This window comes from Erythrobacter sp. (genome assembly GCA_019739335.1).
Lineage (GTDB): Bacteria > Pseudomonadota > Alphaproteobacteria > Sphingomonadales > Sphingomonadaceae > Alteraurantiacibacter.
The window spans coordinates 1,263,148-1,286,214 of sequence record CP073261.1 but is presented as its reverse complement, the minus strand read 5'-3'; the positions used below and the strand labels follow the sequence as shown (position 1 = coordinate 1,286,214).

Below are 23,067 nucleotides of genomic sequence, written 5' to 3'. Positions count from 1 at the left end.
GGTCGTCGCGCGCAGGACTCGATTGGTCGCCATTAAGCGCATATTTACTTTGACCGGGCAGGAATACGGGCAATTACGCTGACCAGGACAGGGTCGCGCCGTTCCTGAGGCTTAAGGGAACTCTCGCGCGCGGCTGCAAGGAGGGCGCGTTTGTTCAAGGATCGCCAGTGCGGGGAAGACGGCTTTGCCGGAGGGGACTTTCCGCCTGCCGCGCTTTCGCACGCCCAGGCGATTGAACCAGCGGCGGAATCTTCCGGGCCTCACATTTCAGGAAAACGGCGGATTACCCGGGTATCTTCGGTTTCCAGCCGGCTTGGCGAATGGCGCAGCCGCGCCTCCTCCGCGTTGTCTTCGATAGATATCGCTCCGGACCTTGCCCGCGACATCGGCTCGCGCCGCTGGCTGCGCGGAGTGGCGACGCTGATCGGGCTTTCGGCGCTGGCCATCGGTGCCTGGCCGGGATTCTCGCCCGTAGAAGCCGCACCCGCGATGCGGATCGACGACCATGTGCGAGACGAATTCCGCAGCCAGATGATCATGCCGCTGGCCTTGGGCGCGGATAGCGGACGGCGCATGGGTGCGACCTTTGCCGTGGCTGAGCTCGAAAGCGCGCCTGAAAGGCCAAGCCTCGCGCTGGTTGCGACGCTGGCACAAGGGGACGGGTTCGACCGGATGCTCCAGCGCGCGGGCGTGGGGGGTGACGAAGCGAACCAGATCGCCAGGATGATCGCTTCGGCAGTGCCCATTTCGGACATCGATCCGGGCACGCAAGTCGATATCACGCTTGGCCGCCGCACATCTGCGAACACGCCGCGCCCCGTCGATGCACTGTCGTTCCGCGCCCGGTTCGATCTGCAACTAGTGGTGGAACGGCAGGGCGGGCGGCTGGTGCTCGATCCGCGCCCGATCATGGTCGATGCCACTCCGCTCAGAGTGCGCGGCACGGTGGGGGACAGCCTCTACCGCTCCGCCCGCGCCGTCGGCGCGCCGCCCAGCGCGGTGCAACAGTTCCTGCGCACAGTCGGGCAGGAGTTCGATATCGACAACGACATCGTCGCGGGTGACGAGTTCGACATGATCATCGACTATCGCCGTGCCGCCACCGGCGAAATCGAAGTCGGCGACCTGCTCTATGCCGCCGTGATCCGCAATGACCGCCCGCAGGTGCAGCTGATGCGTTTCGGGCGCGAGGGGCAGTTCTTCGATGCGCGCGGCGAAGGCACCCGGCGAGAAGGGCTGATCGCTCCGGTCTCCGGCGCGATCAGTTCGCGCTACGGCATGCGCCGCCATCCGATCCTCGGCTACCGGCGGATGCATTCGGGCCTCGATTTCCGCGCCAGCCACGGCACCCCCATCTACGCTGCCACCGATGGCACGGTGAACTATGCCGGGCGCAACGGCGGCTACGGCAATTTCGTGCGCATCCGCCACGAGGGCAATCTGTCGACCGGCTATGCCCATATGAGCCGCATCGCGGTGCGCAACGGCGAACAGGTGCGGCGCGGGCAGGTGATCGGTTATGTAGGCTCCACCGGCCTCTCGACTGGCCCGCACCTGCATTACGAAATGTATCGCAACGGACAGACGATCGATCCTTCGACCGTGCGCTTCGTCACCCGCGCGCAGCTCAGCCCTGAGCAGATGGCGAATTTCCGGCAGCAATTGCTGCGGCTGCAAATGGTCGAAGCGGGCGCGGCTCTGGCCGACCTGCCGCCCGATCCGTCGATGAACGAAGCGCCGGTGCGCGAGATCGACCGGATCGAGAACCGCCAGCGCGTCGACTGACTTTCTAGCGCAACATTGCCCGCCGCCGCCTTTTGCGGCAGGACTTGCGCGCATGAACCGAAGCTATCCCAACACCCGCCTCCGACGCACCCGCGCCCATAGCTGGAGCCGCGCGATGGTGCGCGAAACGCTGCTGACGCCTGCCGATCTGATCTGGCCGCTGTTCGTCACCGATGGAAGCGGCGTCGAGGAGCCGGTTGCCAGCCTGCCGGGCGTCTCGCGCTGGTCGGTGGACCTAATAGTGGTGCGGGCGAAAGAGGCCGTGGGGCTGGGGATTCCCTGCATTGCCCTGTTCCCCAACACGCAAGGGAATCTGCGCAGCGATGACGGGGCCGAAGCGCTCAATCCCGACAACCTGATGTGCCGCGCGATCCGTGCGATCAAGCAGGCCTGCGGCAACGATCTGGGCGTACTCACCGACGTGGCTCTCGATCCCTATACCAGCCACGGGCAGGACGGTCTGCTCGACGCGCACGGTTATGTGGCGAACGACGATACCGTGGCCATGCTGGTCGACCAGGCGGTCAACCAGGCCGAAGCGGGCGCGGATATCATTGCCCCCTCGGACATGATGGACGGACGGGTCAGGGCGATCCGCATGGCGCTGGAAATGGGCGGGCACCACAATGTCCAGATCATGGCCTATGCCGCCAAATACGCCTCCGCTTTCTATGGCCCGTTCCGCGATGCGGTGGGATCGGGCGGGCTGCTCAAGGGCGACAAGAAGACCTACCAGATGGACCCGGCCAATGGCGAGGAAGCGCTGGCCGAAGTGGCGCTGGATATTGCCGAGGGTGCGGATAGCGTGATGGTGAAGCCCGGTCTCGCCTATCTCGACATCGTCTGGCGAGTGAAGCAACGCTTCGAAGTCCCCGTTTATGCCTATCAGGTGAGCGGCGAATATGCACTGATCGAAGCGGGCGCGGCGGCGGGTGTCGCGGACCGGAACGCGCTGCTGATGGAAAAGCTGATCGGCTTCAAGCGCGCTGGATGTTCAGGGGTGCTGACCTACCACGCGCCCGTCGCGGCGCGACTGCTGAATGGCTGAATTCCGCCACGAGACGCAGCGCCTGATCCTGCGCGACTGGCGCCCGGAAGACTGGGCGGAGCAGTGGCGCGTGACCGATACGCCCAATGTCATGCGCTGGCTTGGCGGGTTGCTGGGTGAAGAGGGGCGCGCTGCGCAGATTGCGCGGATCGAGACATGCCAGGCGGCCAACGGCTTCTGTTTCTGGCTGGTCGAACGCAAGGCCGACGGTGGCCACTTGTCGCACGAAATGCTCGGGATGTGCGGATTGAAGCGAGCCGATGCGCCGGGGAGCACCGTCACCGGCATGATGGAAGTCGGCTGGCGCTTTCGCGAGGATTCCTGGGGCCAGGGCTTTGCAAAGGAAGCGGCGAGCGCCGCGCTGGACCTGGCGTTCAGCCGCTTCGGCGCGGATGACGTCGTCGCTTTGACCGTTGCAGGGAATACGCCGAGCTGGGGCCTGATGAAGAAGCTGGGAATGCAGCGTCGGCCCGAACTCGACTACATCGATGTGCGTTACAGCGAGGAACTCAACCCTACGATCGTCCACACGATAACGGCTGGCGAATGGGGGCGAAACCGGCAATGACCGAAGCGACGGGCGGCTCGCGCCGCTGGCTGTTCACGGTGACGATCTTTGCAGGCAGCTTCCTGCTGTTCCTGGTGCAGCCAATGGTGGCGCGCATGGCGCTGCCACGGCTCGGCGGTGCGCCCAATGTGTGGAACAGCGCGATGCTTGTCTATCAGGCGCTGCTGCTGGGCGGCTATGCCTATGCGCACTTCATCGGCCGGTTCGCGCTGGCGCGGCAGGGCACGATTCACGTGGCGGTGCTGGTGCTGGGCTTGCTGACCCTGCCGCTGGCGCTGGCCGATATTTCCGCTCCCGCCGCGGGCTGGGAAGCGCTGTGGGTACCCTGGCTGTTCCTGCTGACCGTTGGCCCGGCCTTTTTCGCCATATCCGCGCAGGCTCCGCTGGTGCAGCGCTGGTTCGCCGCGCACCCGCAGGCCGATAATCCCTATCCCCTCTATGCCGCGTCGAACCTTGGCAGCTTTGCCGGCCTGCTGGCCTATCCGCTGTTCGCCGAGCCTTTGTTCGCAATCGGCCAGCAGAGCCTTTACTGGGCGAGCGGCTATGCGCTGCTGATCGTTCTGGTGATCGCCGTCGTTCTGGCGCGGCGCGGGGTCGAAGCGCAAACGGAACCACGCCTTGACGTCATGGAGCAGACACATCGGAGCAGCTGGAAAACCGTGCTGCTGTGGCTGGCGCTTTCCGCTGTCCCTTCAGGGTTGATGCTCTCGACAACCACTTTCCTCACCGCCGATATCATGGCCATGCCGCTGCTGTGGGTGATCCCGCTCGGCTTGTACCTGCTCAGTTTTGCGATCGCTTTTGCCGAACGGCGCAAGCTGGCCGTGCTGTTCACCTTCCTTGCGCCCCTGGTGCTGCTGGTCGATGGAAGCATCTCGATGTTCGCAGCGGGCCGGGCTGACCTGCTGGCCGCCGCCGCCAGCGTGATGCTGCTGTTCGTGGTTGCGATAGCCCTTCATGCGCGGCTCTACGAAATGCGCCCTCCGGCTACCGAATTGACCCGCTTCTACCTTGTCATGTCCGCCGGGGGAGCACTGGGCGGACTTTTCACCGCTTTGATTGCTCCACTTGTGTTCGACTGGACGTGGGAGCATCCCCTGTTGATCCTCGGTGCGGCAGCGCTTTTGCCGCTCGCTGCGTGGAAGCGGACCATTGGCGTACGCTTCAGCGATCCCCGACTGATGCGCCCGGTACTAATGGCGATTGCCGTGCTCGTGTTCGTGTTCGCGCTGCGGCTTTACCAGTCGAGCCTGGCCAAGGCAGATCTATCCCCGGCGCAATGGGGCGGGCTGGCGGGCCTGCTGGTGCTGGCCATGCTCCTGACTGCGCGGCGCTGGTCGTTCGTATTGGGAAGTACGCTGCTCCTGCTGGCGCTCGGCGGGCTGGGAAACCTGCAAACCAGTTTCAGCGGCCAGCGCGAGCGCAGCTATTTCGGAATCTATTCGATCCGCGAAGAACCTGATGGAGATCGCCTGCTGATGCACGGCACCACAGTCCACGGGGCGCAGCGCATTGGCCAAACCGAATCGCGGGAGCCGACGGCCTATTACGGACGAACTTCTGGCGTGGGTAGGGCGCTAACGCAGGCTCCGGAGATGTTTGGTGCGGCTGCCCGCATCGGAGTTGTGGGATTGGGTGTCGGTACGCTCGCCTGCTACCGGGAGGAAGGCCAGGACTGGACTTTTTTCGAGATCGATCCCGAAGTGCTGCATTTGTCGCAACGCGGCCAGTTCACCTATCTGTCGCAATGCGCACCCGATAGTCCGGTAGTGATCGGGGATGCGCGGCTGGAACTGGAAGCGATGCCGCGCGCCGGTTTCGATGTGCTGGTGATCGATGCTTTCAGCTCTGATGCGATCCCGCTGCATCTGCTCACGAATGAGGCGATGGGCATCTATCTCGATGCATTGGCCCGGGATGGTCTGCTGGTGATGCACATCTCCAACAATTACATCCATCTCCAGCCGGTGGTCGCGCAACTGGCGCAAACACGCGGGCTCAATGCGCGGCTGCTGGTGGATGCCGCCCGCGATCATGAGGAGCTGTTCCCTTCAACCTGGGTGGTGCTTTCGCGCGATCCGGGGCAGCTTGCGCAATTGCAGGCCGCATCCGATGTCGCATGGGAAGAACTCGATCCACCACGGGGTCCGGTCTGGACCGATGACTATGCTTCTATCCTGCCCTATCTCAACTGGAGGAACTTCCTGTGATGGATCCGCGCTTTCCCGGTGCCACGATCATGGCCTTCGAAGGAAAATACCCGCAGATCGACGATAGCGCCTTCATTGCCCCCGGCGCGCGGATCATCGGCGATGTCACGATCGGCACGCAGGCGAGCGTGTGGTACAATTGCGTGCTGCGCGGGGATATCCACCGGATCGTGATCGGCGCGCGCAGCAATGTGCAGGACGGCAGCGTGTTCCACGTCGAAGGCCCGCGCCCCGATACCGATGGCGAACCCAGCATCGTCGGCAAGGATTGCGTGATCGGCCATATGGCGGTGGTCCACGGTGCGCAACTGGAAGACCGGGCCTTTGTGGGCATGGGTGCCATTGCGATGGATGGATCGCGGATCGCCAGCGGCGGAATGCTCGGCGCGGGGGCCTTGCTCAGCCCTGGGAAGGTGATCGGCCCGGGCGAGATCTGGATCGGCCGCCCGGCGAAATACTTCCGCACGCAGGACGAAGCGCAGATCGCCAAGATCCGCTTCCAGACCGAACGCTATTGCCGGCTCGCGGCCAAGCATCTGGCCGAAATCCGTGGCCAGACCGAAAGCTGACCTTCCATCTGCCGCCGCCTTGCTGGCGCTTGCGGATGGCGAGGGGCGGCTGGCCGTGCGAGTTACGCCAGGGGCGCGGAGCGAAGGCCTTGCCATCGTCGACGGCAGCGTGGTCGCCAAGGTCCGGGCCAAGCCGCAGGACGGCGAAGCGAATGCGGCAGTGATTGCGCTGCTGGCAAGGGCGCTCGATTGCGCGGCCTCCCGCATCACGTTGTTGCGCGGCGCAACTTCTCGCGAAAAGCTGTTCCGGGTCTAGCGATCGGGCTCGTCCCACGCGGGCGGTTCACCCTGTCCCTTGCGCAGCCGCAAGGCCAGGCCCAGCGCAACGCCCACACCGATGGCCACGGTCAGATCGGTGAATACCGTCAGCACCAGTGTCAGCACCATCAGTACGCGGTCTTCCATTGGCGCCTGCCAGTACTCGCGCCATTTGTGCGGTTCGGTCATGTTCCATGCGGTGAGGATCAGCAGGGCGGCTAGCGCGGGCATCACCATGTAGCCTGCCAGCGGACCGGCCAGCAGCAGCACGACCAGGATGGTCAGTGCATGGACAATCCCCGCCACCGGTGTCTTCCCGCCGGCGCGGACATTGGTGGCGGTGCGGGCGATGGCGCCGGTCGCGGGCAGCCCGCCGAACAGCGCCGAGCCGATGTTGGCCCAGCCCTGCGCCATGACTTCGGCATTCGGGCGGTGCTGGCCGCCGATCATCCGGTCGGCCACCATTGCCGAAAGCAGCGATTCCACTGCCGCGAGGAAGGCGATGACGAAAGCGCTCGGCAGCAGTTCGATCAGCCGTGCGGTGGTCACTTCGGGGAACGAGGGCATGGGTAAGCCGCGCGGCAGTTCGCCGAACCGGGAGACGATGGAGTCGATCTCGATCCCGGCAAGGGCGACCAGTGCCGAGACAAGCGCTACCGCAATGATCGGCCCCGGAACGCGCGGCCAGATCCGCCGGATCGCCACGATCAGTACCAGCGTTACCCCGCCCGCCAGAAGTGCGGCCCAGTTCAGTGTGTCGCGTGCTGCCCACAGCGCCGCCAGCTTGTCGATGAAATCGGCAGGCAAGGCTTTTGCCGAAAGGCCGAGAAAGTCCTTGAGCTGGCTTGCGCCGATGATCACGCCGATGCCGATGGTAAAGCCGTTGACCACCGCCTGCGGGACATAGGCGACCAGATTGCCCGCCTTCAGCAGCCCCGCAATCACCAGGATCGCCCCTGCCATCAAGGTCGCCAGCACCAGCCCGTCATAGCCGTGCTGGGTAATCACCCCGAATACCACCACGATGAAGGCTCCGGTCGGCCCGCCGATCTGCACCCGGCTGCCGCCCAGTGCGGAGATCAGCAGCCCGCCGACTATCGCCGTCACCAGCCCCGTGGCCGGGTCCGCGCCCGAAGCGATGGCGATGGCGATGCTGAGCGGGATCGCCACCATCGCCACGGTCACGCCTGCCAGCACATCGGCGGCGAACAGCGCGGCGCTGTAATCGCGCATGGTGGTGATCAGCTTGGGCGTCATCGACGCGGTGTCTATGCCTTCGCCAGTGCATCCACAATCGGAAGCTGGGCGAATGGCGCGCGCGTCAATCCTTCACCAGCGCTCGCAGTGCCTCGATCCGGTCGGCTTCGTGCGCGGGCTTGTCCCAGCGAATGCGGTGGATACGAGGGAAGCGCATGGCGAGGCCGCTCTTGTGGCGCTTGCTTTCGTGGACCGAATCGAATGCGACTTCGAACACCAGCGACTTGTCGGTCTCGCGCACCGGGCCGAACCGGTTGACGGTGTTCTGCCGCACGTGTCGGTCGAGCAGTTTCAGTTCTTCGTCGGTGAACCCCGAATAGGCCTTGCCCACCGGCAGCAGTTCGGCGCCTGCATCAGGATCGCCATCCCAGCAGCCGAAGGTGTAGTCCGAATAGAAACTCGACCGCTTGCCGCTGCCGCGCTGGGCATACATCAGCACGCAATCGACCAGCAGCGGATCGCGCTTCCACTTGTACCACAGCCCGGTGCGCCGACCAGCGATATAGGGCGAATCGCGGCGCTTGAGCATCAGCCCTTCGATGGCCTCGTCGCGCGCACCCGCCCGGATTTCTGCAAGCTGCGCAAAATCGCGCGATTGAACCAATTGTGAGAGGTCGAAATGGCTTTCCGGCAGGCGCTGCATCAGCGTTTCGAGCCGGGTGCGGCGCTCGGTCCAGGGTTGCGCGCGCACATCTTCGTCATCCACGCTGAGCACATCGTACAGCCGGACGAAGGCGGGGGCTTCAGCGAGCATCTTCTTCGACACCGTCTTGCGCCCCAACCGCTGTTGCAGGGCATTGAAACTGGCCGCACCGCCTGCCTCCCCGCCTTGCGCCGTGCCGCGCACCAGCAATTCTCCATCGAGTACGGCGGGGATGGCCAGCGCGGGCAGAAGCTCGGGAAAAGTCATCGAAATATCGTCGCCCGACCGCGAATAGAGCCGCGTCTCGCCCGCTACGTGCACCAGTTGCACGCGGATTCCGTCCCACTTCCACTCGGCGGCATAGTCGGCCAGATCGACCACCACGTTCTCCAGCGGATGCGCCAGCATGAAGGGGCGGAACAGCGGCAACTGGGCAGTATCGGGCGGCGGCGCTCCGTCTGCACCCCAGGCGAACAGTTCGGCATAGGGCGGGGCCAGCGCGTGCCAGTATTCCTCCACTTCGTCCGGCGAAACATCGAAGGCTTGAGCGAAAGCCACCTTGGCGAGCCGGGTGGAAATGCCGATCCGCATTGCCCCGGTCGCCAGCTTCAGCAGAGCATAGCGGCCCGAGGCATCGAGCCGGTCGAGCAGGCGCGGCAATTCGCTGAGCACCGAGACGCGCGTCATCGCGGTCAATGCCGTCACGGCCTCGCCCACGCTCGGCGGCGGCGCGACGTCACCCAGCGGTTCGGGCCAGAGGAAGCTGGCCGTCTCCGCCGTATCGCCAACGAAATCGCGGCTGAGGCTCCACAGCACCGGATCGACCCGCTCCTTCAACAGGTTGCGGATGGTGGAGCTTTTGACGGCAGGGAAATCCAATCCATCAGTCAGCGCCGCCAAGGCCCAGCCGCGATCGGGATCGGGCGTGGCGCGCAGGTACTCCGCGATCAGCCGCAGCTTCTCGTTGCGGGAGCGCGTGTAGACGAGCGCATCGAGGAGGGCGGCGAAGTCCTCCACTCAATCATCCTCGTCCTCGTACCCCACCAGCGCCAGCGCCCGGGCGCGGCGCTGGTGGAGCTGGTGCCAGCGCAGCAGCGCTTCCTCGCGGCCGTGGGTGATCCAGGTTTCCTGCGGGTTCACTTCCTCGATCGTGCGCGTGAGTTCGTTCCAGTCGGCATGGTCCGAAATCACCAGCGGCAGCTCGACATTGCGCTGGCGGGCGCGCTGGCGCACGCGCATCCAGCCGCTCGCCATCGCGGTGATCGGATCAGGCAGGCGCCGGCTCCAGCGGTCGTTCAGTGCCGAGGGTGGGCAGATGACTACGGCCCCGCGCATCGCGTCCTTGGGATAGTCGGCCACCAGCCGCAATTCGCCCAGCGCCACGCCGAAGTCCTCGTAAAGACGACACATCTTCTCCATCGCGCCGTGGAGATAGATCGGATCATGATGGCCCGCGGCGCGCAGTTCGGCGATCACGCGCTGCGCCTTGCCCAGCGCATAGGCACCCACGAGAACGCAGCGATCAGGATGCGCGGCGAGACGATCGAGCAGCTTCGCCATCTCCTCGCCAATCGGCGGGTGGGTGAAAAGCGGCAGGCCGAAGGTCGCCTCGGTGATGAAAATGTCGCAAGGCGTCACTTCGAACGGAGCGCAGGTCGGATCGGCGCGGCGCTTGTAATCGCCGGTGATGACGACTCTCTCGCCTGCATGCTCGAGCAGGATCTGCGCGCTGCCGAGCACGTGGCCTGCCGGGATATAGGTCGCATCGACCCCGCCGGGGAGGCGGACGGTTTCGCCATATTCCACCGGGATGGCACCTTCGCGCGTATTGTACCGCAGTTCCATGATCGCCAGCGTTGCCGGGGTGGCTACGGCCTCGCCATGCCCGCCGCGCGCGTGATCGGCATGGCCGTGGGTCACGAGCGCGCGCTCGACTGCCCGCGACGGGTCGATCCACGCATCGGCGGGCACAATATGCACGCCGTGGGGTTCGGGGCGAATCCAGGAGAAGGGCGCGGCCATTGTGCTGATAATCCGCCGCTTGCCGCTGCGTTCCGCCTATCGCGATCCGCGCGCCCGCTCGATCGCCTCGTCGTGCATCAGGATCTGGTTGCGCGGATCGACCAGCACCTGCGCTCGCATATCGGGCAGCGTGATCTGCGCGCGTCCTCCGGGCATTTCCACCCGCCGTACCTGTCCGGCAATGCTGACTTCGACCGGCATCTCGAATGCGCGCTCTGCCGTCGTCTGCCATTCCAGCGTCAGCACATTGCCCTCGCGGCTCTGCTCCAGTCGCGGCAATTCGGCCTGATAGAAATAGGTATCGAAGAACCAGTTGAGATCATCCCCGGTCGCATCCTCCAGGATCACCCGGAAATCGTCGGTGGAGCGCAGCACCGGGGCGATCTGGCCGGGCACCGGAGTGTCGGTGCCATAGGTCAGCCGGGTCAGCGCGGGGAACAGCACCTCGTCCCCCACAAGGTAGCGCAGCGAATGCATCACCCACGCGCCCTTATAGTAGATATCGAAGCCCCAGCCCTCCGCCTGATCGTTATAATCGGGCAATTGCCCCTCGGGCGATACCAGCGGGACATTGTTGCGGATCTCCTGCCGGAACCGCCACATCTCGGCGTCATAGAGCATCTCGCCGCGCGCCCATTCGAGATAGAGCGGCTGCATCCACTGGCCGATGCCTTCATGCAGCCACATGTGGTTGATGCTGGCGTTGGTCAGCTGGTTGGCGAACCATTCATGCGCGAATTCGTGCTGCAACAGCCAGTCGTAGCCGAGCGGATCGGGCCGATAGCCGTTGCCGTAGGCGTTGATGGTCTGGTGTTCCATGCCCAGATGCGGAGTCTCGGCCACGCCGGCCTTTTCGTCGCCGAAAGGGTAAGGCCCAATTCTCTCCTCGAAGAAATCGAGATAGGTCGCCATTTCCGCCACCAGTCGCCGCGCCTGTGCCTTGCTGCCGGGCAAGTGCCAGAAACGGATCGGGACCACGTTGCCGAAGCGGCTCTGGTAATCCTGCTCGGCCAGTTGGTACGGGCCGATTTGCAAGGTGATCCCGTAGTTGGACGGGTTGCGCGCACTCCAGTGATAGGTCGTCGTGCCATCGGTGTTGGCCACGGTTTCCACCAATACACCATTTCCTGCGGCGACAAGGCCATCGGGTACCGTCACCTCCATGTCGATGCTGCCAATTCGGCTGGAGGAGTGATCGATGCACGGCCAGAACATGTCGCACCCTTCACCCTGCACGGCAGTGGCAATCCACGGTTCGCCCGCAGGCGTCTGCGCCCAGACGAAGCCGCCATCCCACGGCGGATTGGCGGCGACATGCGGATGGCCGCCGTAGATGATATCCACTTCCACCATTTCACCGGTCTGGCGAGCGGAGGGCAGGTCGATCGTCAGCAGACCATCGCGATTGCGAAACCTGTCTTGCGGCAAGTCTTCGCGGTCCACGAACACTTGCACGACGTCATAGCGGGGATCGAGATCGAACTGGAGCTGATCCAGATCACCTGTCAGGAGCACCTGATAGCGATTGTGCGATGCCAGGTAGCGAGTTTCGGGAAGCACCTGCATGACCATTTCGACGTGCTCGATCCGCATAGCAGCGCGAGGGCCTTCGAGGGGCAGATCGCTTTGCGCGGTGCGCTCGTGCAGGGGGCCGCTGTAGGGGAGCGCAGGTACGGCTTCCACGGCGTGCTGGGCCGAAACAGGAGCGGCGAGGGCACAGGCCCCCGCCGCCATCGCGAACAATGCAATCTTTGGCGTCATAATGCGAGACTAGCCCGCGCCATGCGCTACGCCTAGCGGGATTTAGGGCCTAAGCCTCAGCCCTCGTCACTCTCGCTCTCGGCAGTGCCGTCCGCAGCCGGAGCTTCGGGAGCCTTCTTCGCCGACGCCTTCTTCTTCGTCGAAACCTTGCTCTTGGGTGGCGCGGGCGTGAGTTCGAAGGCGAGCGCATCTTCCTTCACGCTCACATGCACTTCGCCGCCGTGCGCCAGCTTGCCGAACAGCAGTTCTTCCGCCAGCGGCTGCTTGACCTTCTCCTGGATCAGCCGTGCCATCGGCCGGGCACCCATCAGCTTGTCGTAACCGCGCTTGCCCAGCCATTCGCGCGCATCGCTGTCGAACTGGATGTGCACGTTCTGGTCGGCCAGTTGCAATTCGAGCTGGAGGATGAACTTGTCCACCACCCGGCTGACGGTTTCCTGCCCGAGGTAGCCGAAAGGCACGATCGCATCCAAGCGGTTGCGGAATTCCGGAGTGAACATCTTCTTCACCGCTTCTTCCGAAGCTTCGGTCTTCTGCCCCGATCCGAAACCGATGCCCTGCTTGGCCGCGTCGGACGCGCCGGCATTGGTCGTCATGATCAGTACGACATTGCGGAAATCCACTGTCTTGCCGTGGTGATCGGTGAGGCGGCCGTTATCCATTACCTGCAACAGGATGTTGAACAGATCCGGATGCGCCTTCTCGATTTCGTCGAGCAGCAGCACGCAGTGCGGGTGCTGGTCGATGGCATCGGTGAGCAGCCCTCCCTGATCGTAGCCGACATAGCCCGGAGGGGCGCCGATCAGCCGCGAGATGGAATGGCGTTCCATGTATTCGGACATGTCGAACCGCTTGAGTTCGATCCCCATGATTTCCGCCAGCTGCCTTGCGACTTCGGTCTTGCCCACGCCGGTGGGGCCGGAGAACAGGAACGAGCCGATCGGCTTGTCCGGATCGCGAAGGCCTGCGCGGCTGAGCTTCATTGCCACCGAGAGCTTCTCGATCGCCGGATCCTGCCCGAAGACAACGCGCTTCAGATCCTTTTCCAGGCTGGCGAGCGCGGCCTTGTCGTCCTTGCTTACGGACTTCGGTGGGATGCGCGCCATTGTCGCCACCACCTTCTCGATTTCCTTCGAGGTGATGGTCTTCTTCCGGCGGCTTGGCGGCACCAGCATCTGCATCGCGCCGACTTCGTCGATCACGTCGATCGCCTTGTCGGGCAGCTTGCGATCGTTGATGTAGCGCGCGCTCATTTCCACTGCGGTCTTGATCGCATCGGGAGTGTACTTGACCTTGTGATGCTCTTCGAACGCGGTGCGCAGGCCGCGCAGGATCTTGATCGTATCCTCCACCGTCGGCTCGTTCACATCGATCTTCTGGAACCGCCGCAGCAGTGCGCGATCCTTTTCGAAATGATTGCGGAATTCCTTGTAGGTGGTTGAACCGATGCAGCGGATCGCCCCGCTGGACAGCGCGGGCTTGAGCAGGTTGCTTGCATCCATCGCTCCGCCGCTGGTTGCCCCGGCGCCGATCACGGTGTGGATTTCGTCAATGAAAAGAATGGCATCAGGCAACTTTTCGAGCTCGTTGACAACCTGCTTCAGCCGTTCCTCGAAATCGCCGCGATAGCGGGTGCCTGCCAGCAGCGCGCCCATGTCGAGCGAATAGATCACTGCCGGTTCGAGCACTTCGGGCACGTCGCCTTCGACGATCTTGCGCGCCAGCCCTTCGGCAATCGCGGTCTTGCCGACGCCGGGATCGCCGACATAGAGCGGGTTGTTCTTGCTGCGGCGGCAGAGGATCTGGATCGTCCGGTCCACTTCCGGACCGCGCCCGATAAGGGGATCGATCTTCCCGTCCAGCGCCTTCTGGTTCAGGTTGACGCAGAACTGGTCGAGCGCGGAATCCTTTTTGTTCTTCTCGGGCTTTTCCTCGCCGCGCGCCTGCGTTTCTTCCTCGGCGCCTTCGGGACTGCGGCTTTCCAGCTGGCGACCACCCTTGCCAATGCCGTGGCTGATGAAACTCACCGCATCGAGCCGGCTCATGTCCTGCTGCTGGAGGAAATAGACGGCATAGGAATCGCGTTCGGAGAACAGCGCCACCAGCACGTTAGCACCGGTCACCATGTCCTTGCCCGAGGACTGGACGTGCAGGATCGCGCGCTGGATCACCCGCTGGAAACCGGCAGTGGGCTGCGGATCGGCGTCCTCGTCGGTCTTGAGCGACTGGTATTCTTGATCGAGATACTGGCGCACTACCCCGGTCAGTTCCTCCGTATCGACGCCGCAAGCGTTCATCACCGCCGCAGCATCGCTATCGTCCACCAGGGCCAGCAGCAGGTGCTCCAGCGTTGCGTACTCATGTGCGCGGTCGATCGCGTGCTGGATCGCGGTGTGGAGGGTCTTTTCGAGGTTCTGGGCGAAACTGGGCATTCTGGGTCCTTAGATACGGCTTACGCCGACTGCGGGGCTGGGCAAGAGGCTGCGCCTGCCATGGTTAACGCCGGGCTAACGAGCCGGGCATATGACCCCCGAGGCAAGGAGCCCCGGAGCATGTGCTGAATATGGTGCGCTTTGGCGCAATTTCGAGAGGGATGAAGGACCATGCCCGGCCCATCAGTCGGTCTCTCTGGGCTGGAACAGCGATTCCGCCAATTTGCGATGGTTCGCCGCCCTGGCGTGGTGCGCCTTCACCCGCGCGATTTCCGCTTCGAGCTGGGCGACACGCGCGAGCAATTCGTCCTGCGAATAGGTGTCGAGGCTTTCACTTGCGAGAAGGCTCGCCGCGTCGGAACGGATCCGGGGAAGGTCGTCATCTTCCATTGCGGTGCAGCATCACAAGGCATGGCCTTGCTGTCAATGGTGCGCGTGACTAGGGACGGGGGAGAAGCGGGGGTATTGCAGGGGTGACACGCAAGTGACTGGGGCAGGCAGAGCAGTCAGCGAATTGCCGGAGCTTATGGCTGCGGTCGAAATCGGCGCGCCCGGGGGGCCGGAGGTCCTGCGGCTGGTGCAGCGCAAGGTGCCGCAGCCGGGGCCGGGCGAAGTGCTGATCAAGGTGAGCCACGCGGGGGTCAACCGCCCCGATTGCCTGCAACGCAGGGGGATCTACCCGCCGCCTCCCGGGGCATCGGACCTGCCGGGGCTGGAGATCGCGGGCGAAGTGGTGGCGCTGGGCGCTGGCGTCGATGCCAGCACTCTCGGCGGCGAACTGGGCAAGTGCGTCTGCGCGCTGGTGACCGGCGGCGGCTACGCGGAATACTGTCTGGCTCGACCCGAGCATTGCCTGCCGGTTCCTGCGGACATGTCGATGGCGGAAGCGGCGGCTCTGCCCGAAACGCTGTTTACCGTTTGGCACAATGTCTTCCAGCGCGGCTTTGCCCGCGATGGCGAGGTGCTGCTGGTCCATGGCGGCACGAGCGGGATCGGGACCATGGCGATCACGCTGGCCAAGCTTTTCGAGATGACGGTGATTACCACCTCCGGATCGGACGAGAAGTGCGCCGCTGCGCTGGCAATGGGTGCGGATCATGCGATCAATTACCGCACCGAGGATTTTTCCGCCCGGGTGCTCGAACTGACGGGCGCGCGCGGCGCTGACGTCATTCTCGATGTGGTGGCGGGCAGCTACACCCAGCGCAACCTCGATTGCTTGGCAGAAGACGGCCGGCTGGTGGTAATCGCCACGCTCGGCGGCCCCAAGTCCGAGATCAATCTCATCAAACTGATGGTGAAGCGCCAAAGCATTACCGGATCGACGATGCGCGCCCGCAGTGACGTGTTCAAGGGCCTGGTGGCGGACGAACTATTCCGCGAAGTCTGGCCGCTGGTGGAAGACGGCGAGTTGCGCCCGGTGATGGACCGGATCTACCCGCTCGCCGAAGCCTTCGCCGCCCATGCGCGGATGGAAGCGGGCGAGCACGTCGGCAAGATTGTGCTGAAGGTGGGAGAGGAATGAGCATGACCACAAATTCGCGCCACGATCCAGTGAGCCGGGATACGCTCGAAGCCGCCATCGACTCCTATCTCGATGGGCTGGAAGCGCGCGATGTGTCGCGGGTCGACTGGGCCGAGCATGTCGTGTTCACTGAAAACAACGTCCAGCTCGCGCTGGGGGACGGGTTGTGGAACACCGTCGGGAAAGTGCGCCGCGACTATCGCCTCACCGCGGTCGATACCGTGACCGGGCAGGCCTGCTGGTTCGGCCATGTCGAGGAAGGCCCGGATGCATCGGTCATGTGCCTGCGCCTCGCGCTGCGGGGTGGGAAGATCGCCGAGGTCGAGACGATCATCTGCCGCCCGCACGAGCTCGGTCCCTTCCCGCAGGTGGACGATGCGCGCCGCCCGCGCCCCCTGCTGCTCGCAGACGTGCCGGAAAGCGAGCGCGTGGGCCGTGCGCGGATGATTTCGCTGGCGGATGGATACTTCGATACGCTGCAACTGAATGACGGCACGCTTTTGACCGAATTTACGGACGATTGCGACCGGATCGAGAACGGGCTGCAAACCACCAACACCCGGATCGAAGGCTATCCCATCGCCGCGATGGGCACCGCCGATCAGTTCCGGCTAGGCCAGTACAAGTACGATGACCGGGTGCGCGATCGCCGCCACCCGCTGGTCGACGAACAGAAGGGCCTGGTGCTCTCGGCCGGGTTTATTGACCACGCCGGCCACCTGACCGACATCACCTGGATCGACGGCAGCCGCCACAAGAGCATCTTCCACTTCCCGCATAGCTTCGTGCTGCTCGAACTGTTCAAGATCACCGGCGGCAAGATTGCGGCGGTGGAGGCCTGCTTCGTAACCGTGCCGTACAACATGGTTTCGCCGTGGCTCGCGCCGCAGCCCTACGTGGTGCGCTGACCCCCAAGGCTGACGCCCAACCTTCACACTGTCACCCAATTGCCGCCGAACTGCGATTCGGCTGTCACAAACATCGGGCATGAACGCGAAGCCAGAAGATGGTTTCACGAAAGCAGGCCAGCATGTTCGGCGGATATCTCGAAGGCGAGCTCGGTAATCTCAGCGATGGCTTCAACAGCGGCGGCGTTGCGGCCATGGCGGACTTCGAACGCCGCAAGCCGGTCATTCCCGAACCCAACCATGAGCAGCGGCGCAAGTACCGCACTGTCTGGATCTCCGACGTCCATCTCGGCACCAAGGGCTGCAATGCAGAACTGCTGATCGACTTCCTCGACAATGTGGACAGCGAAACACTCTATCTGGCGGGCGACATCATCGACGGCTGGCGGCTGAAGAAGAAGTTCTACTGGCCAGCCGAACACAACGATATCGTCTGGCGGCTGCTCAAGCGCGCCAAGCGGGGCACCCGCATCGTTTACATCCCCGGCAATCATGACGAAATGTTCCGCCAGTTCACTGGCTTGAACTTCGGCGGCATCGAAATTCGCCGTGCGGCTTTCCACGATACGGCGGACGGACGGCGGCTGATGGTGCTGCACGGTGACGAATTCGATGCGGTGATGCTCTCGCACCGTTGGCTCGCCTTCGTCGGGGACGCGGCCTACCATTTCGTGATGGGGCTGAACCTGTGGGTCAATGCAGTGCGCCGCGCGCTGGACCTGCCCTACTGGTCGCTCAGCAAGATGGCCAAGCACAAGGTCAAGAACGCGGTCGAATTCATCGGCAAGTACGAGGAAGTGGTCGCCCGCGCCGCCGGGGAGCGCGGGGTGGACGGGGTGGTCTGCGGCCACATTCACACCGCCGAACACCGGCTGTTCGATCATCACGGCAAGACCATCGAATACTGGAACGACGGCGACTGGGTAGAAGGCTGCAACGCCCTGGTCGAACATGCCGACGGGCGGATGGAAATCCTCCACTGGCCCGACGAAGTTGCCAAGCGCGAAACCGAAGTTACCAAGCAAACCCTTGCAGTGGCTGAAGCCGCATGAGGATCGCTATCGTCACCGACGCATGGCATCCGCAAGTCAACGGGGTAGTGCGAACGCTGACTGCGGTGATGGGCGAGCTGCTTCGCCGTGGGCATGTGGTGCAGGTGATTGCGCCCGATCAGTTCCGCTCCCTCCCCGCACCTTCCTACCCGGAAATCCGGCTAGCGCTGGCAGGAGCAGGCGCGGTGGGGCGAAAGATTTCGGCCTTCGCCCCCGATTGCATCCACATCGCCACCGAAGGCCCGCTCGGCTGGGCAGCGCGGCGGCATTGCCTGCGCTCCAAGCATCCTTTCACCACCGCCTACCACACCCAGTTTCCCGACTATCTCGCTCGCCGCACCGGACTTCCGGCGCCCCTGTTCTGGCCCGCGATCCGCGATTTCCACCGCCCGGCAGAACGGATCATGGTGTCCACGCCGACCATCCGCGAGGAGTTGCGCGCGCAGGGTCTCGACCGGCTGCATCACTGGAGCCGCGGGGTGGATACGGCCACCTTCCATCCCGATCACGTGCCGCCGGACCTCTATTTTAACCTGCCGCGCCCGATCCAGCTCTATGTAGGACGGATCGCGGTGGAAAAGAATGTCGAAGCTTTTCTGGCCAACACCCACCCCGGATCGAAGGTGGTGGTGGGAGACGGGCCGGCGCTGGCGAAATTGCAGGCGCGCTTTCCCGACGGACACTTTCTCGGGCGGCAAAGCGGCGCGGCGCTGGCGGCGTGTTATGCCGGGACGGACGTGTTCGTCTTCCCAAGCCGCACCGACACCTTCGGGCTGGTAATGATCGAGGCGCTTGCTTGCGGCACCCCGGTAGCCGCCTATCCGGTCGCTGGTCCGCGCGATGTGCTACAGGCGGGCAGCGGAGCGATGGCGGAGAGACTTGAGGATGCCATTGCGCAGGCGCTCACTTTCGATCGGGCGCAATGCCTTGCGCATGGTCGCGCCTACAGTTGGCAGGCGAGCGCCGACCAGTTCCTCGCGGGGCTGGAAACCGTCGGGCCGCCCGCCGCCGACGTCGGAGCAAAGCTCGCTACCGCCTAACGCTTGCCCTTGGGCGCCAAAGAGACTACATCATCGCCGACGAGGCCGTCCCGCAAGGGGCGGCCCTATTTATTTCGGAGAACGATTGTGGCCGACCAGCCCAAGCCCCTGATGCCGCACGCCACCGCCAGTTGGCTGGTGGACAATACTGCGCTGAGCTTCACCCAGATTGCCGAATTCTGCGGCCTCCACATACTGGAAGTGCAGGCGATGGCGGACGATCTGGCCAGTTCGAAATACACCGGCCGCGATCCAGTGCATTCGGGCGAGCTGAACCATGCGGAAATCGAACGCGGTCAGGCGGATCCGAATTACAAGCTGGTGATGCAGAAGGCCCCGGTCGATGTCAGCCGCACCAAGGGCCCGCGCTATACGCCGGTGAGCAAGCGGCAGGACAAGCCGGACGGTATCGCCTGGATCATCCGCAACCACCCGGAAATCTCCGACGCGCAGATCGGTCGCCTGATCGGCACCACTCGCAACACCATCAACGCGATCCGTGAACGTAGCCACTGGAACATCGCGAATATCCAGGCGAAAGATCCGGTGACGCTGGGCCTGTGTTCGCAGCGCGAACTCGACGCGGCAGTGGCCAAGGCGGTCAAGCGCGCGGGGCCGGTGGAAGAAGTCGAAGGCGAAATCGCTCCCGCTCCCGCCGATCCGCGCGGGGACAAGGAACGGCTGATCGAGGAACTTCGCCGCGAGCGCGACGAATCGGTGCAGGCCGCTGCGCGCGCTGCGCAGGAAGCCGAAGCCGAAGCGTGGCTGGTGGCCAAGCGCGAAGCCGAAGCCAATCCCCCGCGCGAGCCCGGACCCGAAGATTTCTGATTTCCGAACGCAAGAGGGGCGGCCTGCATAGGACCGCCCCTTCCTTTCCGCAGACCGGATATATGGCGGTTCAGCCCGCCAGCGGAATCTTGCTTTCCTGGGTAAGCTGGAGATCGGGCTTGCCTGATGCCGCTTTTGCACCAAGCGGGGCGAAGCGACCATCGACATTTGCGCCTTGTTCGATCGTCAGCGTTTCATAGGATACGTCGCCCTCGATCCGGGCGCTCTTGAGCACCACAAGCGTCCGCGCCTCGATCTTGCCCGTCACGGCGCCGGAAAGCCGGGCGCTCTCGGCAGTAATCTCGCCTTCGATCCGGCTCGATTCGCCCTGCACCAGCGAGGCACAGCGGATGTCGCCGATCACCGTGCCGTCGACATGCAGGTCAACCGTCGCCTCGATATCGCCGCGGATGGTGACATCGCGGCCGATCACCGAAAAGGTGCTGCCGCCGTTAGCCACCGCGCGTACGGCCTTCGCGGGCAATTGATGGAGATTCGGCGCGGGCTTCTTCGAGAACATGGGGAGCACTTTCCAGGAACGGGCGCGGGTTCACGGCGCGACCATTGATGCGCACTTCGAAATGCAGGTGCGGGCCGGTGGAGCGACCAGTGTTACCGATGGCGCCGATCACGCTGCCCGCTTCGACCTGCGCACCGACGCGAGTGGTGAAGCGCGACATATGGGCATAACGGGTAATCATCCCCGAACCGTGGCTGATTTCAACGACGTTGCCATAACCCGACTTGACGCCGACGAAGCTTACACGCCCATCGGCGGCGGCGTGAATGGGGGAACCATGCGGAGCGCTGAAATCGAGCCCGCTGTGCATCGCAGCAGATCCGTTGAACGGGTCACGGCGATAGCCGAATCCCGATGACATCGAATTCATGTCGGCTGGCATCACCTGCGGGATCGATTCGAGGCCACGCTCCAGTGCACTCATCCGCGCAAGGCTGAGGCCGAGCCGTTCGAAACGCGGATCGAGCGAACCGTCGGCTTCGGAGGCAAGTGCTTCGAACGGACCACCCATCGCGGTCTCGGCTGAGGCGGTGATTGAGCGCGGGTCGAGACCAAGGGTACGGATCGCCCGTTCCGCGCGGGCGGCGCGGCGGTCGGCAAACAAAGTGAGGCGCTCAACAAAGGCGAGCTGGCGCGCTTCGATCTCAGCGAGACCGACAGCGGCGGGGAAGGTTTCCCGAAGCATCGAAATCAGTTCCGCACTTTCGCCGCTGGAATCGCTGACGGTATCGCTCTCTTCGCTAATCAGATCCTCGGGTAGGTTTTCAACCATGCCTTCGAGATAGTCCTGACGCGCCTTGAGCTGAGCAGTGGTGGCTTCGAGGCCGTTGGAATATGCGTCGAACCGGACCTGCGCTTCGGCTACCTGCGCCTCGCGCTCCAGCAGGGATGCGTGTTCGGCGCTCGCGCGATACTGGCTGAATGCTGCACCACCCACGGAGACCGCCCAGCCGAGCACGGCAACCAGAGCCAGTGCCGCAGCAATCATCTGCATCCGGGTGGTAATAGTGATAAAACGGACCTGTCCCTGCGAGCGCATGAAAAACTCACGCTCGGGAAACCAGTTCCGCAGACGATCAAGCAGACCGCCAACGGTTGAATTTTGCAAGACGACCCCGTCCGTTGTTACGACTTATTGTGACATCGGCATAGCGCAACCTCCCGCAACGTCGAGTCACGGGCCCTATGCATGGGGCGAGTCGAAAAGCGAATGCGATGAGTCGTTGCCACAGGGCGAAATAATCTGATTCCGGCGGGAACCAATTTGGTGTGGAACGATTCGATGCGCCCCTCGCTGCACAGGTAGTAGGTGCGATTCTTCCCCAAACGCGCAAAGCAATGCTAGGGACAACGAATGAACGAGAATGTGAAGATTACCCCCGTGAGCGAGATGTCACCTGCAGAGCTTGTTGCGAAGCTCGCACGCGCCGGTCGCGCCGCCCAGCGGATGCTGGCGCGCGCCAGCGATGGCGAGAAGGCGGCGGCATTACGCGCTGCGGCTGCGGCGATTCGCGATGAGCAGGGTAGTATTCTCGAGGCGAATGCACGCGACGTGGCTGCTGGTGAGGCCAATGATCTATCGAGTGCACTGCTCGACCGGCTCCGCCTCGATCCTGCTCGGCTGGAAGCCATTGCAGGGGCTATCGAGAACGTCGCTGCCCTGCCCGATCCGGTGGGGGAAGAGATTGATCGCTCAGTAGCACCCGCCGGCATGGAACTGGTGCGTCGGCGCATTCCTATCGGGCTGATCGGAATTATCTACGAAAGCCGCCCCAATGTCACCGCTGACGCTGCCGCGCTGTGCCTGCGATCGGGCAATGCGGCGCTGCTGCGCGGCGGCAGTGAGGCGGTGCATTCGAACCGCGCCTTGCATGCTGCTTTCGTGCGGGGGGTGGAAAGTGCAGGTCTGCCTGCCGAGGCAATCCAGTTGCTGCCGACGCAGGACCGCGAAGCTGTCGGAGCGATGCTGAAGGCGGCGGGTTTGATTGACATGATCGTACCGCGGGGCGGCAAGGGACTGGTCGCACGGGTGCAGGCCGATGCCCGCGTGCCGGTGCTCGCCCACCTCGACGGGATTTGCCACACCTACATCCACGCCGCCGCCGATCCGGAAATGGCGCGGACCGTGGCAGTCAACGCCAAGATGCGCCGTACCGGCATTTGTGGAGCGATGGAGACCTTGCTGATCGATGCCGCTTTTCCCGCAGCAGGCGGAGTGATCGCAGCGCTCGCCGCATCGGGCTGCGAACTGCGCGGCGATTTGCGCGCCCAGGCCATCGATCCGCGCGTAAAACCCGCCACTGCCGAGGATTGGGACACCGAATATCTCGATGCGGTGCTGTCGGTCGCGGTAGTGGACGGACTTGAAGCGGCGATGGCGCATATCGCCGCACATTCCTCCGGCCACACCGAATCCATTATCACCGCCGACGAAGCGGCAGCACAGCGTTTCCTCGCCGAAGTCGACAGCGCCATCGTGATGCACAACGCCTCCAGCCAGTTTGCCGACGGTGGCGAATTCGGGCTGGGCGCGGAAATCGGCATCGCCACCGGGCGACTGCACGCGCGCGGGCCGGTGGCGCTGGAAGGGCTGACGACTTACAAGTGGCAAGTGCTTGGCACCGGCCAGGCGCGGGCCTGA

The 23,067-nt window shown here is 64.0% G+C and carries 20 protein-coding genes; 12 read left to right on the top strand and 8 right to left on the bottom strand.

The window, feature by feature from the left end:
- Positions 1–150 precede the first annotated feature (150 nt).
- The 6 genes from JY451_06295 to JY451_06270 are packed head-to-tail and all read left to right on the top strand — an operon-like array spanning position 151 to position 6,436.
- Complete coding sequence (locus tag JY451_06295) at positions 151–1,785, top strand: M23 family metallopeptidase (protein QZH76156.1); 1,635 nt, start codon at positions 151–153, stop codon at positions 1,783–1,785.
- A gap of 52 nt (positions 1,786–1,837) precedes the next feature.
- The gene (gene hemB, locus JY451_06290) at positions 1,838–2,833 is read left to right on the top strand and encodes a porphobilinogen synthase (protein QZH76155.1); all 996 of its coding nucleotides are present in this window, start codon (positions 1,838–1,840) and stop codon (positions 2,831–2,833) included.
- Positions 2,826–3,401 carry a GNAT family N-acetyltransferase gene (locus JY451_06285; protein ID QZH76154.1) on the top strand — a complete coding sequence of 192 codons (576 nt, stop codon included), beginning with the start codon at positions 2,826–2,828 and terminating at the stop codon, positions 3,399–3,401. Before hemB ends, JY451_06285 begins: the two co-directional genes overlap by 8 nt.
- Positions 3,398–5,611: a fused MFS/spermidine synthase gene (locus JY451_06280; protein QZH76153.1), complete on the top strand. Its 2,214-nt coding sequence runs from the start codon at positions 3,398–3,400 to the stop codon at positions 5,609–5,611. Before JY451_06285 ends, JY451_06280 begins: the two co-directional genes overlap by 4 nt.
- Positions 5,611–6,180, top strand: coding sequence for a gamma carbonic anhydrase family protein (locus JY451_06275; GenBank protein ID QZH76152.1), 570 nt, complete (start codon positions 5,611–5,613; stop codon positions 6,178–6,180). The genes JY451_06280 and JY451_06275 overlap by 1 nt, the downstream gene beginning before the upstream one ends.
- A complete protein-coding gene (locus tag JY451_06270) occupies positions 6,161–6,436 on the top strand; it encodes a DUF167 domain-containing protein (protein QZH76151.1) in 276 nt (91 codons plus the stop codon). The genes JY451_06275 and JY451_06270 overlap by 20 nt, the downstream gene beginning before the upstream one ends.
- Here JY451_06270 and JY451_06265 read toward each other — a convergent pair.
- The 6 genes from JY451_06265 to JY451_06240 form a co-directional block, all read right to left on the bottom strand.
- Complete coding sequence (locus tag JY451_06265; protein QZH76150.1) at positions 6,433–7,695, bottom strand: hypothetical protein; 1,263 nt, start codon at positions 7,693–7,695, stop codon at positions 6,433–6,435. The two genes, JY451_06270 and JY451_06265, sit on opposite strands and share 4 nt — an antisense overlap.
- A 64-nt stretch (positions 7,696–7,759) precedes the next feature.
- Complete coding sequence (locus tag JY451_06260) at positions 7,760–9,355, bottom strand: cisplatin damage response ATP-dependent DNA ligase (protein QZH76149.1); 1,596 nt, start codon at positions 9,353–9,355, stop codon at positions 7,760–7,762.
- Positions 9,356–10,360, bottom strand: a complete 1,005-nt coding sequence (locus tag JY451_06255; GenBank protein ID QZH76148.1) for a ligase-associated DNA damage response exonuclease — start codon at positions 10,358–10,360, stop codon at positions 9,356–9,358. It abuts the gene before it with no gap.
- Positions 10,361–10,396: 36 nt separating this feature from the next.
- Positions 10,397–12,121: a M1 family metallopeptidase gene (locus JY451_06250; GenBank protein ID QZH76147.1), complete on the bottom strand. Its 1,725-nt coding sequence runs from the start codon at positions 12,119–12,121 to the stop codon at positions 10,397–10,399.
- Between the two features lie 56 nt (positions 12,122–12,177).
- Positions 12,178–14,553, bottom strand: coding sequence for an ATP-dependent Clp protease ATP-binding subunit ClpA (gene clpA / locus JY451_06245; protein QZH76146.1), 2,376 nt, complete (start codon positions 14,551–14,553; stop codon positions 12,178–12,180).
- Between the two features lie 183 nt (positions 14,554–14,736).
- Positions 14,737–14,943: a DUF1192 domain-containing protein gene (locus tag JY451_06240; GenBank protein ID QZH76145.1), complete on the bottom strand. Its 207-nt coding sequence runs from the start codon at positions 14,941–14,943 to the stop codon at positions 14,737–14,739.
- Positions 14,944–15,079: 136 nt separating this feature from the next.
- On the opposite strand from JY451_06240, the gene JY451_06235 reads away from it, so the two are divergent.
- The 5 genes from JY451_06235 to JY451_06215 all read left to right on the top strand — a co-directional run bounded on the left by JY451_06235 (position 15,080) and on the right by JY451_06215 (position 19,906).
- The gene (locus tag JY451_06235) at positions 15,080–16,078 is read left to right on the top strand and encodes an NAD(P)H-quinone oxidoreductase (protein ID QZH76144.1); all 999 of its coding nucleotides are present in this window, start codon (positions 15,080–15,082) and stop codon (positions 16,076–16,078) included.
- On the top strand, positions 16,075–16,986 hold the full coding sequence (locus JY451_06230; GenBank protein QZH76143.1) for a hypothetical protein: 912 nt from the start codon (positions 16,075–16,077) through the stop codon (positions 16,984–16,986). Before JY451_06235 ends, JY451_06230 begins: the two co-directional genes overlap by 4 nt.
- Positions 16,987–17,108: 122 nt before the next feature.
- A complete protein-coding gene (locus JY451_06225) occupies positions 17,109–18,038 on the top strand; it encodes a UDP-2,3-diacylglucosamine diphosphatase (protein ID QZH76606.1) in 930 nt (309 codons plus the stop codon).
- Complete coding sequence (locus tag JY451_06220; GenBank protein QZH76142.1) at positions 18,035–19,078, top strand: glycosyltransferase family 1 protein; 1,044 nt, start codon at positions 18,035–18,037, stop codon at positions 19,076–19,078. Before JY451_06225 ends, JY451_06220 begins: the two co-directional genes overlap by 4 nt.
- A 111-nt stretch (positions 19,079–19,189) precedes the next feature.
- Positions 19,190–19,906, top strand: coding sequence for a DUF1013 domain-containing protein (locus tag JY451_06215; GenBank protein QZH76605.1), 717 nt, complete (start codon positions 19,190–19,192; stop codon positions 19,904–19,906).
- Between the two features lie 70 nt (positions 19,907–19,976).
- On the opposite strand, the gene JY451_06210 is transcribed toward JY451_06215, so the two are convergent.
- Both JY451_06210 and JY451_06205 read right to left on the bottom strand, forming a co-directional pair.
- On the bottom strand, positions 19,977–20,426 hold the full coding sequence (locus JY451_06210) for a polymer-forming cytoskeletal protein (GenBank protein QZH76141.1): 450 nt from the start codon (positions 20,424–20,426) through the stop codon (positions 19,977–19,979).
- Positions 20,359–21,465: a M23 family metallopeptidase gene (locus JY451_06205; GenBank protein ID QZH76140.1), complete on the bottom strand. Its 1,107-nt coding sequence runs from the start codon at positions 21,463–21,465 to the stop codon at positions 20,359–20,361. Before JY451_06205 ends, JY451_06210 begins: the two co-directional genes overlap by 68 nt.
- Before the next feature lie 315 nt (positions 21,466–21,780).
- Between JY451_06205 and JY451_06200 the strand changes: the two genes are divergently transcribed.
- Positions 21,781–23,067 carry a glutamate-5-semialdehyde dehydrogenase gene (locus JY451_06200; GenBank protein QZH76139.1) on the top strand — a complete coding sequence of 429 codons (1,287 nt, stop codon included), beginning with the start codon at positions 21,781–21,783 and terminating at the stop codon, positions 23,065–23,067.

Coding starts and splice junctions, on each gene's coding strand:
- JY451_06215 (QZH76605.1), top strand. CDS start 19,190: ATGCCGCACGCCACCGCCAGTTGGCTGGTGGACAATACTGCGCTGAGC.
- clpA (QZH76146.1), bottom strand. CDS start 14,553: ATGCCCAGTTTCGCCCAGAACCTCGAAAAGACCCTCCACACCGCGATC.
- JY451_06265 (QZH76150.1), bottom strand. CDS start 7,695: ATGACGCCCAAGCTGATCACCACCATGCGCGATTACAGCGCCGCGCTG.
- JY451_06230 (QZH76143.1), top strand. CDS start 16,075: ATGAGCATGACCACAAATTCGCGCCACGATCCAGTGAGCCGGGATACG.
- JY451_06225 (QZH76606.1), top strand. CDS start 17,109: ATGTTCGGCGGATATCTCGAAGGCGAGCTCGGTAATCTCAGCGATGGC.
- JY451_06210 (QZH76141.1), bottom strand. CDS start 20,426: ATGTTCTCGAAGAAGCCCGCGCCGAATCTCCATCAATTGCCCGCGAAG.
- JY451_06235 (QZH76144.1), top strand. CDS start 15,080: ATGGCTGCGGTCGAAATCGGCGCGCCCGGGGGGCCGGAGGTCCTGCGG.
- JY451_06280 (QZH76153.1), top strand. CDS start 3,398: ATGACCGAAGCGACGGGCGGCTCGCGCCGCTGGCTGTTCACGGTGACG.
- JY451_06220 (QZH76142.1), top strand. CDS start 18,035: ATGAGGATCGCTATCGTCACCGACGCATGGCATCCGCAAGTCAACGGG.
- JY451_06250 (QZH76147.1), bottom strand. CDS start 12,121: ATGACGCCAAAGATTGCATTGTTCGCGATGGCGGCGGGGGCCTGTGCC.
- JY451_06285 (QZH76154.1), top strand. CDS start 2,826: ATGGCTGAATTCCGCCACGAGACGCAGCGCCTGATCCTGCGCGACTGG.
- JY451_06275 (QZH76152.1), top strand. CDS start 5,611: ATGGATCCGCGCTTTCCCGGTGCCACGATCATGGCCTTCGAAGGAAAA.
- JY451_06240 (QZH76145.1), bottom strand. CDS start 14,943: ATGGAAGATGACGACCTTCCCCGGATCCGTTCCGACGCGGCGAGCCTT.
- JY451_06255 (QZH76148.1), bottom strand. CDS start 10,360: ATGGCCGCGCCCTTCTCCTGGATTCGCCCCGAACCCCACGGCGTGCAT.
- JY451_06200 (QZH76139.1), top strand. CDS start 21,781: ATGAACGAGAATGTGAAGATTACCCCCGTGAGCGAGATGTCACCTGCA.
- JY451_06205 (QZH76140.1), bottom strand. CDS start 21,465: ATGCGCTCGCAGGGACAGGTCCGTTTTATCACTATTACCACCCGGATG.
- hemB (QZH76155.1), top strand. CDS start 1,838: ATGAACCGAAGCTATCCCAACACCCGCCTCCGACGCACCCGCGCCCAT.